At 55.4% G+C, this 13606-nt stretch carries 7 protein-coding genes; 1 reads left to right on the top strand and 6 read right to left on the bottom strand.

All coding sequences use genetic code 11. The features are described 5' to 3' along the window. Positions 1-569 precede the first annotated feature (569 nt). Complete coding sequence (locus KZX66_RS10585; protein ID WP_248079135.1) at positions 570-1592, bottom strand: zinc-dependent alcohol dehydrogenase family protein; 1023 nt, start codon at positions 1590-1592, stop codon at positions 570-572. A gap of 268 nt (positions 1593-1860) precedes the next feature. On the opposite strand from KZX66_RS10585, the gene KZX66_RS10580 reads away from it, so the two are divergent. Further along, the gene (locus KZX66_RS10580) at positions 1861-2769 is read left to right on the top strand and encodes a LysR family transcriptional regulator (RefSeq protein WP_248079132.1); all 909 of its coding nucleotides are present in this window, start codon (positions 1861-1863) and stop codon (positions 2767-2769) included. 261 nt (positions 2770-3030) lie between these two features. On the opposite strand, the gene KZX66_RS10575 is transcribed toward KZX66_RS10580, so the two are convergent. From KZX66_RS10575 to KZX66_RS10555, 5 genes are all read right to left on the bottom strand, one after another. Next, positions 3031-3639, bottom strand: a complete 609-nt coding sequence (locus tag KZX66_RS10575) for a hypothetical protein (RefSeq protein WP_248079130.1) — start codon at positions 3637-3639, stop codon at positions 3031-3033. Between the two features lie 50 nt (positions 3640-3689). Further along, positions 3690-4100: a hypothetical protein gene (locus KZX66_RS10570; protein WP_248079127.1), complete on the bottom strand. Its 411-nt coding sequence runs from the start codon at positions 4098-4100 to the stop codon at positions 3690-3692. A gap of 700 nt (positions 4101-4800) precedes the next feature. Further along, positions 4801-5220 (bottom strand): hypothetical protein, encoded by a 420-nt coding sequence (locus KZX66_RS10565; protein WP_248079124.1) that lies wholly within the window; start codon positions 5218-5220, stop codon positions 4801-4803. Between the two features lie 25 nt (positions 5221-5245). Further along, a complete protein-coding gene (locus KZX66_RS10560) occupies positions 5246-5539 on the bottom strand; it encodes a hypothetical protein (RefSeq protein ID WP_024651179.1) in 294 nt (97 codons plus the stop codon). Positions 5540-5546: 7 nt separating this feature from the next. After that, a complete protein-coding gene (locus tag KZX66_RS10555; protein ID WP_248079121.1) occupies positions 5547-13595 on the bottom strand; it encodes a DUF637 domain-containing protein in 8049 nt (2682 codons plus the stop codon). Positions 13596-13606 lie beyond the last annotated feature (11 nt).

Below are 13606 nucleotides of genomic sequence, written 5' to 3'. Positions count from 1 at the left end.
GGGCGCGCCTGGGCGCACATCCCCACCCTAAAATGACGCAAGTCTTTGATTTAAATTAGCTATGTTGAAAGTTGTTGAACGCCTTAAGACGCTTCCGACAGCTTCCTACAGAGTTTTAACCATGACTTTAGAGAAGCGTCCGACAGGTCGGCTCGAAAGCATTTTTCCATGGGTTCAATAGCAACCTCTGCATGAAATACCCACGCCGTGCACGCACAGGAGATAAACACTTAGTTGGAGTAACGGTGGATAACCGCGCCATAAAATCAATCATTGCTCAATCCTTGAGATGACACTGAAGGCGTAATTATCAGCGCTGGAATAATGATTAATAGATACAGAACCTGGCCGAAAACCAGTGCAGATGAACAGGCGCTGACACCTTGAGGAGGCACACACAAGGACGCCGCCCTGGGATTCAGGGCGGCGTCAGGGAGAAAACGCAGGATTTGCGGGCCTAAGGTGCCAGGGTGGCGCGTCAGGGGGTGCGCAGGTTAAGCCCTGACAAATGGCGCATTTGCCCCATCCGATCAGACGTCGGCGCATTCATTTGCGAATACTCCTACAGCTCAAACAGCTTCAACCTGCAATGCCACTCGCTCTCGGCATGGACATTCGTCCATGTAACGGTGCGCTTCGACGAACTGCTTGAACGGAAACACCGTGGTTTTCAGTGGGACGAGCACCCGGTCGGCAGTCAACTGGTTGATATCGCGCAGCGCACGTTGCAATGCAACGTGGTCCTGGATGATCCCCAGTTCCGGTTTGCCGGTAAAGTTGCCGATGCAGTGCACAAAGAACTGAATGTTCTTTTGGAACGCCGCACAGGCGGGAAACGGCGTCTGGTTGCCACCCTGCAAGCCGTACAGCACCAGGCTGCCACGGGGCGCCAGGACATCGCCAAGCAGGGACATCTGTGGCCCCCCCAGACCATCGAATACCACGTCAACGCCGCGGTTGTCGGTGAACTTGTTGATCTGCATGAGCAGATCCTGCTCTTCGGTGACAATGACCTTTTCGGCGCCGAGCGACAGCAGGTATTCGCGCTCTGCGCTGTCCTTGGTCGCAGCAATCACCCGCACACCCAGGGCCTTGCCCAGTTGCACAAATGACGGCCCGGCGCAGTGGCTGGCGTCGGTTACCAGGGCGAATTGGCCCGGTTTGACCCGTGCCAAATCCACGTAGGCAAAATAGGCAATCAACAGCGGCGTGTAGTGCACGCTCGCTTCGATAGGGCTCAAGACGTCCGGGTAGCGGGTCAGGGCCGAACGGGGCATCACAATCTGTTCGCCATACACCGGGTAATCATTAGGGCTCTCGGCCGGAAAACTGGCCACTTTATCGCCCACCGCCAGATCATCGACTCCGTCGCCCAGGGCAACCACAACCCCGGCCATTTCATGACCAAGGCCCGAGGGAAGACGTGCATGGGAAGACGCCAGGTTCTGACGCCATAAAATGTCATACCAACTGACGCCGATCGCTTCGACACGCACCTGCACTTCGCCCGGTGCGGGCTGCGCGGCTGCATGCTCTTCGCATTTGAGCACCTCGGCCGGACCAAACTTGTGAAAACGGATCGTGCGGGACATCGCAAACCTCGTCAAAGTAACCTCTAATGCCATGAACTCTATCTGGGCTTTCCCGGTAAAACCACAGGTCGCTATTAATAGTCGACATGCCTGTCATTGATTCCGCCTGTAAGGAACAGACCTCAGCAGTCGCGGAAAAACTCAATTGGATCGTAGGAAAACTCAATTAGCCGGTGCAGAGTACCAGCCTTTGCCCGTAAGATTCATGCCGGGCATTGTTCTTACGTGACCGCTCTCGTCAAGTTCGCTGACTCTTCCAGGACACAAGATGAACCGTAACGACCTGCGTCGTGTCGACCTTAACCTCTTGATCGTATTCGAAACCTTGATGCATGAGCGCAGCGTGACCCGCGCCGCCGAGAAACTGTTTCTCGGCCAGCCGGCCATCAGCGCGGCATTGTCACGCCTGCGCGGCCTGTTTGATGACCCACTGTTTGTGCGCACCGGCCGCAGCATGGAACCGTCGGCCCGTGCGGTGGAGATCTTCGCCCTGCTCTCCCCGGCGCTGGACTCGATCTCCACCGCCGTCAGCCGCGCCGCCGAATTCGACCCGGCGACCAGCACAGCGGTGTTCCGTATCGGCCTGTCCGACGATGTTGAATTTGCCCTGCTGCCTCCATTGCTCAAACGCCTGCGTGCCGAAGCTCCCGGCATCGTGCTGGTGGTGCGCCGCGTCAACTACATCCTGATGCCCGGGCTGTTGGCTTCCGGCGAAATTTCCATCGGCGTCAGCTACACCGCCGATCTGCCGGCCAACGCCAAACGCAAAGTCCTGCGCCGCAGCATGCCGAAACTGCTGCGCGCCGACAGCGTACCGGGCTCCCTGAGCCTGGACGACTTCTGCGCCCGCCCCCATGCCCTGGTGTCGTTCGCCGGCGATTTGAGCGGGTTCATTGATGAAGAACTGGAAAAGCTCGGCCGCAAACGTCACGTGGTACTGGCCGTACCGCAATTCAACGGCCTGGGCACCTTGCTTGCGGGCACCGACATCCTCGCGACCGTCCCGGACTATGCGGCGCAGGCACTGACCTCAGCGGGCGGCTTGCGCGCCGAAGACCCACCGCTGCCGGTGCGTAGTTTTGAACTGCATATGGCTTGGCGAGGCTCGCAGGACAATGATCCGGGGGAGCGTTGGTTGCGGTCGCGGATTCAGATGTTTTTTGGCGATGGCTCGTAACGCGATTCAAATGGACCGGAAGATTTATTGATAGTGCTCACCAAGTTACTGTCCTGTTCGATTCCGGGTGCGGATGGGAAATTAATTTGAAGACCGGATGCACCAGACGGTGCATGAGGCCAATACGCTGAGCTCATTGGTTGCTGAGCAAGAAGCTATCGGGGCAGCGAAAAAGAAATTCAGGTTCATGGACGTGCTACCTGTCAAAACAATGTGAGTGAATTCAGTCGTCCAAGGCGAAAACGGACGAACGTAGTCACTTCAATCGCCGGGAATTTCCAAATAGGCAATAACTTTCCCGAATGGCGCACTCGCCATGCCTACCGGAACGGTCATTCCGGTGTATCCCGGTACGGGGGCGTTCACAGTCAGCACCGTCGCGCCTGGCTTATCATTATCCGCAGCGATAATCAGAAAATATCTGCCGTCCGCAGGTGCAACACCGGACCATTCAATTGCCAGGGGATTCTGCCCCTCCAGATGGTCAGCAACGAGATTACCCTGCGCATCGACTAAGGTTACGCGTGGTTTCAGTATTGTTTTCGAAAAACCAAAACACATGTTATTGCACATCGAAATGACGTTGATGACGTAGGTTTGGCCCTTGCGCAGTTTGAAGTCGAACACCCGGTAGTTACCGGGCGCCTGACCAACCTCGAGTCGTGGGTCAGTTGCGCCGATCTCCCAGCGTTCTGGAAATAGACCACGATCAACCGGCAACGGCGTTGCGGAAGCCAACTGGATGGCTTGCTCGAATGAATGTGCAATAGGTGTAGTGGACGAGCTGACGGCCTCTTGATTGATCGCTGAGTGGTTTGTACAGCCCGTTAGAAATGAAATGACAATGACAGACAGCAGGGACTTCAACATTGATATTCCTTTGAAAAGTAGGCAGTTATTCTCAACCGTGTCGCCGCTATTTAGGACATACCACTATAGGGGTCTGATACGGAGTCACCAAACTCAGATAGCGCGAGTGAAATCTCATTAAAAACTTCCGGAGACACGTCGTTAGGCGAGCGAGAGGCCAGGAAGGTATTTATCGTCTCAAGCCCCAAGCTCGCCATAATGCTAATAACCTCCTCAGCCTGTTCCAGATCATGACCATTCCATAAGAACAACAAGCAACGTTCAATTCGTTCTCTGAGACCGTTCTCTAACAAGCTATAGGTATGCCACTGCCTATCACTCAACTGCACCAATGACGATACAAACTCCGCGCTACCGATTTTTTTAGATTCGAATTCATCCAACAACTCGGAAAACGCCGTTTCAAGCTCTTCGCTGGTCATGAAATCTGGCAGCGCTGCGTAATATGCAAAATTTTTCATATCTAGAAATCCACAGGTATATGCGTTGTATTCGAAGCTCTTCGGTAAAGTACGCCGTCTTGACCCAGCAGTTTATTTCCTATTTTTATTTGCGCGGTCCATCCAGACCCCGAGTTCGAACCCACATGATTTGTGGCAGCATTCGCATCTGGAGCATGCCACTTTATCTCGACCTGCTGGCCATTCAACGTGTACTGAAACTTGCTACCGTCAGTGATAGTAGCTGAAGGTTTGAATAGATCTGGCGTGCCAGGCGGAACCAACTTTTGTAAATCTGCGGCGTTAATTCTACCATTATTAATAAAACTCTTAGCTGAAGCGTGAGCATCAAAAAAGGCCGCTGGTTTACTTGGCCCCGGCTGGTTTAAGTAGCCAAAGTCACCATCTGCTTGCGACGCAGGGGAACCCGGTTTTGAGGTCGGCGGAGCAGCGGCCTCACTCCTGTCAACTGTAGTACTACCGGTGCCTTTTGCACCAACTTATTCGTGAGAAGCTAAATTCTTAGTCGCCTGATGCAAAGCCGTCATAAGGTCCTCAAGTTTGAAATTCCATTTACCTCCCTCAACAGGGGGATAAATTTCTATTTCAATTGGTCTTCCTGGCTCATGTGATACCTCAGCCAACTGACTCGCCCCCGCCCAAATCTCGAATACACAATTCTCCCGATCTGGGGGGCTTGTTATCACAGTAGATAAAATATTCATGGCTTCGGCGGCTCCAATAAACCAATAAATTTTCCATTCGAATCGTAGCGAAGCCCGCGGCCATCGGGGGCAATCACATCCATGACCTTCCCAAATCTACCGGTGTCTTTATAGGTTACGGTGGTCGCCGGATTGCTCAAGATCTCGTCAGCTATTTTTTGACCTTGGGCGTTGATTTCAGAAGGGCTTCCTTTAACGCTAGGAAACGCACTGCCTTCGCGACTACCGTGTTTTTGGAGTGCTCGACCAGCTAATGAAAGTTGTCCTGATTTATCGGCCGGATCAAGTAGTTTTCCTGCATTCGACAAATCAGCAATGTTTTTCCCAGCGAACGCACTACCTTTTGGACCATCGAAGCTCGCGTCGTTGACAGCAGCTTTTCCGTTACCTACAACACCTGTTTCTCCAGAAACCAAGCCAGATGCAGCGTCTTTTGCACCATCAGCCTTTTATGCGCTCTAAGAACTCGACCATTGCTAGTGGATCACGCTCCACAAGTTCTTCAATCAAATCTTCCGCTGCCCAATGCAGAATCATGTCCCCTCCCCCCCCATCCTTGCAGAGGATGAGATCACTTGACAAAGAAGAGTCAACAACATTGACTTCTCTATCGCTGAGTGCCATCAGGCCACCGTAGCCATCATAAGGAATGACCCAGTAAAAACGCTCGTTTTCTATCCAGTAAATCCCAAACACCTGTACAGGCTCTTCTCGCCCAATTTCTCGAATAATCATATCCACATCACTCAATAGTTCTACCGGGCTGCAGCACAGGGGGCAGCTGTTGCGGCGTAGTAATTTTCATATCGTATGCTTTATCGGTTACGGAGTTGTACTGGTAGTGGATGGTTATATTTTCTCCGCTAGGTAGACGGTGACTTACTTCCATTTTTCTCCATCCCTCACTCCGCGGGAAGTCTTTATCGCCCGCTAGTTTTGTATCACGACCCGCAGAGGGATTTTCTGTCACTCTGTTCCACAAAGTCTGCTCGTTCAGATCTCTTGGCGCCGTTGACTGATAGCTCTTTGCTGTTGAATGAGTTGCATAGTCTGGAAGACCAGCAGAAAACTCATCGGCAGCATTTTCCCGACCATAATAATCTCTATTTACGCTAGACCTTTCAGTAACAGCATTCGGGCTGTATGGATCATCAACGATAGTTGGTTTACCGCCACTGAAACCACTAGAACCGCCACCTTTTGCACCATCGAAGCTCGCGTCGTTGGCAGCAGCTTTTCCGTTACCTACAACACCTGTTTCTCCAGAAACCAAGCCAGATGCAGTGTCTTTTGCACCCATACCGCTTTTTGCAGCATTCATAGCCGCAACTGTCACCACAACACCAGCGACAAACGCTGCTGCACGCTCCGGCGTGATGCCAAATTTCTGCACCAGAACATCAGCAACCGCTTCCGCCGAGTGCCCTGCAGTTACACCTGCCAACTCATTCTGAAAGCCATAATTTTCCGCGATCAGTAGATTAAGCGCTTTCGCCACGGCAGGAGAGGCACCGTCGGCAATAGCCTTGAATCGAGCTGAATCTGCCTCGGCTTCCGCGACGAGCATTGAAACCGTGCCACACATTTTTGGATTGTTGCCGCAGTCAATAAAAGCCTGAGCAGTCTGCTTCATGCTTAGATCGTGATATTTCGCATAAGCATTTTCCACACATATGGTATCGCTACCGCAGCCAAGAAGCTCCTTGGATGCTCGCTCTAGATCCGAATGGCTCAGATAGTTGTACTGAGTGGCGTTGGCCGCGATGTTGGCCGCGATTTCCGGATCGCCTCCCGTCACTACAGCCGCCAGAACACCCAACAGCTGAGACATCGCCATCAAGTTGACTTGAGCCTGCTGACTGCCCGGTAGATTGGGGTTGTAGTTATCCGGCAGAACCAGGCCTGCGAGGTATTGCACCATTGCTTCGTTGGCACCACCTGCCAAGGCGCCTGTCTGGAAGTCGCCCCCCATGGCCATCGACTTCAAGCCACCAAGCAAAGCGTGGGCCGCAATTTTGGTGGGGCTGCCGTCGACTTGATCAATTCCACCGATCTCATTGGCGGCCACGGCACCGGCGATATTGATTACAGCACCCAACAAATTGTTGGCAAAATTATCGCCCAAACTGCCGCCGTTGATCGCAGTCTGGACCAACGTATCTGCCCCGGTTTTGAGAACGACCTGGCCTGCGCTGTTCCAATCGAAACCCAACTTTGTCGGGTCATATCCAAGGGTGCCAGCGATCCCGCCCATAAGGCCGGAGACGACGTACCCTTTCATTGCGTCTTTGCTGGTGATGTCTTTGAACGTGCTGGAAAGATTACCTTTGTTACTGATCATGCTATTGGCAGCGTTGTTCATCACGGCGGCCAAAACGGTGTTTGCGAATCCAGCAGTAAACGTGCCTGCTGATGCCCCTACCAACCCGGCGCCCAGGCCTGCGCCACCTGTAACAACCGCCAGTGCAATCGCCAAGATAACTTGAGCCGCAGGCCCAAGGCCGGAATGGGAATATTTGAAGCTGGTATGGATTTCTTCGACCCGGCGCCAATCCACATCCCCACGCTTCTCCGCCTCCGCCAGCCATGCCAATTGCGGGTCGGCGGCGACCATGGTTTCGATAACCTGGTGGACGGTCTGCTGGTTGACCTGTTTGATATCGATTTTCAAGCCATCAACAGCTTTGATGACCAACTCGCCTTGAGCAATCATCTGAGTTTGACGCACGGTCTCGTCGGTATGCCCCTTACCCGACATTGAGGTCCAGGCCATGCTGTTGTTCGATTTCTCGTGCGTCTCTTGATGCAGGTCCTTCACTGCTTCAAAGGTTATCGAGCAGCCACTGTCCAGGGTCAAGTCCTTGCCACTGTTGAGCTTGGCAACCTGGTACCGCTGATCCCCAACGCTGACCAACGACAGATCGCCCCCGGTCGTGATCTCACTCCCAATGTTCTTCACATCAGTCACTTCATCACGCTGGGTCTTCTTGCTGCCCCAACTGCCCTTCTTTTTCTCATCAAACAGCGAGTAGTCGCTGTTCTGCGCAGCCAGCAACTGAAGTTTATCCCCCGCAGCCAAGTAGGCTTCGTCACCCGCGGCGATGCGACTGGCAATCATCGTCAGATTTTTACCCGCGTTTAGATCAACATTGCCACCCGCGGTAATTTCAGCCTTGACCTGACTAACATGATCTTCCTGAATCGTGAGTTTCTTACTCTTGTACAAGAAGTGCTCTTCATTCGCCGCAGAACTGATGGTGACGTTCTCGGCCGCATCCATCTTGATGTCGCGCTTGGCATCGATCTGGCTGGCGACGACGTTGAGATCACCTCCAGCTTTTACCGATATGTCCCGCCCGGAGCTGATGCTTGCGCTGTATTGAGTGGTAGTGCTGCTATTGCGATTAATGCCGCGATCCAAGCTATTGGTGGTCTGCGCGGAGACTATGTTGACGTCACGACCGGCGTTTAGAACTACGTCACGACCGCCCTGAAATGCGCCGCCGATGTTATTGATGTCGCGCCCCGCCGAAATATTCAGGTCGTTGGCCGACTCGACGCGAGCAGCGCTGTCGACGTAGTCGTTGCGTACCAGGTCTTCCCCATAAGCAATCTGCGACGAAGTCACCGTGCGCTCGTTTGTGACATCGCCGGTGAGCGCCGTTAACGCCACATCCTTACCGGCAATAACGCCGCCCGCCTTGTTGGTGAGGTCCTTGCTGGCCAACAGATCAAGTCGCCCGCCAGCCTGCACCAGCCCGTTGCTAACCAGATCCTGGCCAGCAACGGCAGACAGGTTATTGGTGGCTTTCAACGTACCGGCATTGGTCAGGTTCTTGCCGGCGATCATCGTCAAATCAGTGCCTTGAATCAGCGCCCCATTAGGCGCCAGTCGATTATTGGCCTGCGCCATATACAACACCGGCACCAGCACCTTCTCGCCATTCACTTCATGCTCTTCAAGCCAAACGATGTCGTGAGTCAGCGCCGCGACCTGTTGCGACGTCAGGGTCACGCCAACTGCGAGATTGAGTTCATTCTTGCTCGCGATGGCATTGTTCATCAGGTACTTGAACTGATCCTCATTGGAGGTCTGCCCATTGATAAAGGCTTGGCCGGTTCGAGCGACCACAGCTTGCTGTACCAAGCGTTGTTCGTAGAGCCCGTCACCAAGGCGCTTGGCGCTGGTATCGGGGTCGTAGCCAAGGTGTGTGAGCAAGTAGTCCGAACTCATGAATTGCTTGAGGTCGGTGAGTGCGGGGTTGGTTTCGATCAGGTACTTCGGCGGCTTGACCGCCGTCACGCTGTTGGGGAAGCCTTGCACGCCCACTATGTGGCTGACGGCCGCCCCCGAGGTGTCCTGGGCGTTAAGTCGGAACAAGCCGTTTTGACCCGTCGGCAGGCTGAAACCCGGCAATGCAGTTGGGTCAACTTGTAGTTGTGCCAGGTCCGGCGGCAACTGGCGGTTAAGCAAGACGGTTGAAGGTTGGGTCACGCTGAAAACGCTGGTGTTCGCTGACCGCTCCTCAACGGCAGTCGTGGTTTTCTGAACCACCAGATTGCTGATGTCGTTACTTGCTGAGACTTTGGAGGCGCCGCCGGCCTGGATGATGGCCGGTGCAGCCGCTTTGCCATCGGCCTGTACCGTCACAGGGTCGTTGATGCCATAAAACAAGGAAGGATCAAACTTCGCGACCAGTTGGCCAAACGCCACGGGATCAAACGGACCCGAACTCGGATGCTGGTTGTTGTAGGTGCGTACATCGCTCATCAACCGGTAAAAGTCACTCCCCGAAACCCAGTTACCGGCGCCCACCTCGTGACCGGATGTGCCCGACGCGGAAAGAGCCGCCTGGTTGGTGATGTTGGTGCTGGTGATGGATAGGTCGTTTGCCGCCGACAGCAGGCTGTATTGGTTGAGGACGCTTGTGCTGTTAACCGTGAGGTTGTGCCCCGACACAAATGTGGCCATGGGTGAGTCAACGCTCACGGTGCTTTCAACTGTTTTGTAAATGAATACCGGGCCGCGCACACGTAGGCTTTGAGGGCCGTCACAGTGCTGTACGCAGGACATGGTCATGAAGCCGCCTACGACCACCTGCTCCATGCTGAATTTGTCGCGCTGGTTAGCGAAGTTTGCGGCGTCGACGTTGATGTCGCCGCCGGCTTCGATGCTGCCGGAGCGGTTTTCCAGGCGTTGCGCTGAGCTGCCTGGCGCTCTGCCTGTGACGATAAGATTGCCAATGCTGTAGATGTCGGCGTAGCGGTTTTTGATGCTGCTCGCCTGGAGGCTCATATTCCGACCGCTGAATATGAAGCCTCGGCTGCCGTCTTCGGCCTGATCGTTGAGGAGTGTCTCAGCGTTGATCACCAGGTCTTGCGAGGCCGCCAGGGCCCCGTAGTTGGCGAGGCCCGTGGCGGTCACGGTCATATCGCTGCCAGAGGTCAATCGGCCGTAGTTATTCAACTGGCCGATGACATTGATATCGGTTTTACCGCCGCCCGTGATACTGGCGGTAGCGCCGAGGTCCAGCTGAGAGGCAGCCACTTTCAGCTCGGCCAGGCTGCTCATCCGGCCGCTGCCCGAGTAGCCACCGGTCAACTTCAGGCCCAGCGTCCCGTCGCTGCCGATCACGCCGTCATTGACCCAGGTGTCGCCTGTACCGAGAAACGCCGTCGACGCCAACAATTGCCCGGTAGCGGCTTGTGTGAAGTTCTTAATGTTGACGTTGAGCGTGCCGGCCTGAATGACCCCGCTGTTGGTCCAGCTTTCGGCGTCCAGAGTCAGGTCACCGCCCGTGGTGAAGCTGCCGCCGGCGTTCATTACATCGCTGCTGGCCACACCAAAGTTGCCTTTGCCGGCATGCACGATGCTACCGCCAGTGTTCAGCAAACTGCCGGTCGTGAGGCTGATATCGTTGTTTGCCGTCTCCAGCATGCCGCTCTGGTTATTCAGCCACCCACCAATCTGGAAGTGGGTGATGCCACTGTTGCCGAGTGCGCGCAGTTTGCCGGTCTGGTTGTCGATGCTGGCCGCTGTGATCGTTAGGGTACTGTCGCTTTCGATAATGCCGAGTCGGTTGTTCAAATCACCGTCGAGGGTCAGGTCGATTATCTGGCCGGAGATTTGGCCACCTTTATCGCCGCTGTTGTCGAAATTGTTGCCGGTGACGATCACGCCCTGCTTTGCATAGAGCCCACCCTTGCGGTTATCGAAGTCAGCAGTTCGGGTGTCGATCAGCGCGTCGCCATCTTGTGCAGCGATGCGTCCGCCGTTGTTGTTGATACCTGCCAGCGCGCGCAAATCAAGCGCGCTCGCCTGGACCGTGCCGCCTTTGCCGTCGAGGTCGTAACCGTTCTTGAGTACGCCAACAACGCGTGCGGTGAAGGCGTTTTTCAGGCTGGACAGCGTGCCGCCACGGTTATCCACGTTGTCGGCGGTAACGCTCAGTTCGCCGTCCTGGGCGATGATCTTGCCGTCGAGGTTGTTGATATCACCTTTGGTTTCAAGCACCAGCGCCGTTTGGCTTTGCAGCGTGCCGTTGCTGTTCTCCACGCTGGCGACATGCAGGTTGAGGTTTGCGTTCTTGCTATAGATCAGACCGTCGTTGTCATTCTGCACCTTGCCGGTGGCCGTCAACAGAAGCTGACCGTTGGCGGCGACTGTGCCGCCGTTACGGTTGTCCAGGCCACCGATAAGCAGCGTCATCATGCTCTGGCTGGCGAGCTGACCGCCCTGGTTATCGACCTGACTGGCTCGCTTGAGCAGCAGGTCTCCCACACTGGCGACTGTGCCCTTGGTGTTGGTCAGGGTGCCCAGCAGATCAAGGGTGGCCTCTGCGTTGGTCGCGATGCTGCCGGCAGTGTTGTCCACATCGGTACCGGTGACAGTCAGGCCGAGTTGGGAGCTGATGGCGCCGCTGACGTTGCGCAGCGTCATGGCGGCTACAACCAGCGTCTCTGCGCTATCGATCTGGCCCTTGTCGCTGTTATCCAACACACCGTTGACGGTGAGCGTCTGTCCTGCTCCGCTGGAAAGGCTACCCTGCCGGTTATCGATGTTGTCCGCACTGACCGTCAGCGCTTTTTGGCTAACCAGCGCGCCTGCGTTGCTGTTGTCCAGGTCGCCGCTGAGCTTGACGCTGACTTCGCCGTTGAGGCTGGAGAGCTTACCGTGGTTGCTGTTGTCGAGCTTGCCGCCTTTGACTTCAAGGCCCTGCAACCCAGAGATCAGGCCCAGTTGGTTAAGCACCTGATCGGCTTTGATGGTGAGCGTTTGCTCGCCGATCAAGCTGCCGTTGTCGCTGTTGTTGAGTCTGCCGCCAGTCAGCCAGATACTTGCCTTGCTGGCGATTTCACCGCTGCGGTTATCCAGGTCTGCGCTGACAATGCGCAAGTCGCCCTGGCTATAAATTTTGCCTTGGGCATTGAGGAGATTATCTGCGTTGATGCGGGCCTTATCAGCGCTGAGCACCTTGCCGCCATTGCGGTTATCCAGCGTACCTGCGGTAATTTTCGCGAGACGTTGCGCGCTGACAATACCGCCGGTGTTATCCAGGGCTTGATCCACCGAAACACGCACGTCACGGCTGGAAACTACACTGCCGTTGTTACGCATGTCCTGGGCACGGATCTTGATATGGCCCGTGGTATTGCGGGTGTTGTCGTCGTTGACGCCCGATTCGATGATCGCGTTGTTGGTCAACTGCCCCTGGGTGCGAAGTTCGATCTGGTCACGAGCCGCGATGTTTTGCTGGATACTCAGCGCATCGCGGGCCTGCAAGTTCACGCTACTGCCGTAAACCGTTCCCTGCATATCGGTACTGGCAGCTTTGACGGTCACTGCATCAGTGGCAGCGAGCTGCGCAACGGTCAGATCGCCGTTGGCGTCGATCTGAATATCGCCGCCGCTGGCAGCCATTTTTCCGTCGAGTTTTACCCCAACACCGGCTTCACTGCTGACCAGCTTGATCGCACCGGCATACATGCCACCCAATGCCGAGGAATCGATGGCCAATTGGGGCTTGGTTGCAGGATCGGTGGCGCGTGCGGTGGCTTTGAGGGTCTTGGCATCGACATCATTGGCACCTGCAATAATCGTCAGATTCTTGGCCTGGATCTCAGCGTTGATCTTGGCCGAGCGGGTGATGATTTCGAACTGGTCGATGTTGGTCGCGTTCAGGCCATAGCCTTCGATGGCGACGCTACCCTGATCAACTTGGTAGCGAGTGATCTGGCCGTTTTCGATCACAGCCTTGCCGGTGGTCAACGTGGCCTGCGGCGTGTTGATAAAACCGCAACCGTTGCAGGTGACACCATACGGGTTGGCGACAATCACATGGGCCGCCTGCCCAGCCACTTCAGTAAACCCTAGCAACTGGCTGGGGCTGCCGCCGTTGACCTCGTTGAGGATCACACGCGCAGCATTGCCGTTGAGGTTCTGGTTACCCAGGATGATCCCACCCAACTGCGTGGACTGGGTCCGACCGGTCGCGTTGTTGAGGATCACCCCCTGCTGGCCGACGTTGTAGTCTTGGAACTGGTTATGGGACAACCCACTGCCATTGGGCGCCGCGATATTGACGATGGGTACGCCGTTACCCGCCTGGCCCAGCGTAGTCCCCGGCGCGCTGACCACAATCCCGTCCGCCTGGGCCAGCAACGGTTGCCAGAACATCGCGTTGGCCAGCACCAACGCCAAGCCACGCTTGGGCAACCCCAAGAAAGTGGAGCGTGTTTTCAAGGCTGCAGAAGGTTGGCGCGCGAGGAAGGCGAACTGGCGAACGTCCATGTCATATCTCG

Source organism: Pseudomonas sp. EYE_354, assembly GCF_023148575.1.
Taxonomy (GTDB): Bacteria; Pseudomonadota; Gammaproteobacteria; order Pseudomonadales; family Pseudomonadaceae; genus Aquipseudomonas.
Note: the sequence above shows the minus strand (reverse complement) of the source record. Positions and strands in the feature narration are given on the sequence as shown.

What these genes read in the sequence shown, in the direction of transcription:
- KZX66_RS10585 (WP_248079135.1), bottom strand. Translation starts at nt 1,592, where the DNA reads ATGTCCCGCACGATCCGTTTTCACAAGTTTGGTCCGGCCGAGGTGCTC.
- KZX66_RS10580 (WP_248079132.1), top strand. Translation starts at nt 1,861, where the DNA reads ATGAACCGTAACGACCTGCGTCGTGTCGACCTTAACCTCTTGATCGTA.
- KZX66_RS10575 (WP_248079130.1), bottom strand. Translation starts at nt 3,639, where the DNA reads ATGTTGAAGTCCCTGCTGTCTGTCATTGTCATTTCATTTCTAACGGGC.
- KZX66_RS10570 (WP_248079127.1), bottom strand. Translation starts at nt 4,100, where the DNA reads ATGAAAAATTTTGCATATTACGCAGCGCTGCCAGATTTCATGACCAGC.
- KZX66_RS10560 (WP_024651179.1), bottom strand. Translation starts at nt 5,539, where the DNA reads ATGATTATTCGAGAAATTGGGCGAGAAGAGCCTGTACAGGTGTTTGGG.
- KZX66_RS10555 (WP_248079121.1), bottom strand. Translation starts at nt 13,595, where the DNA reads ATGGACGTTCGCCAGTTCGCCTTCCTCGCGCGCCAACCTTCTGCAGCC.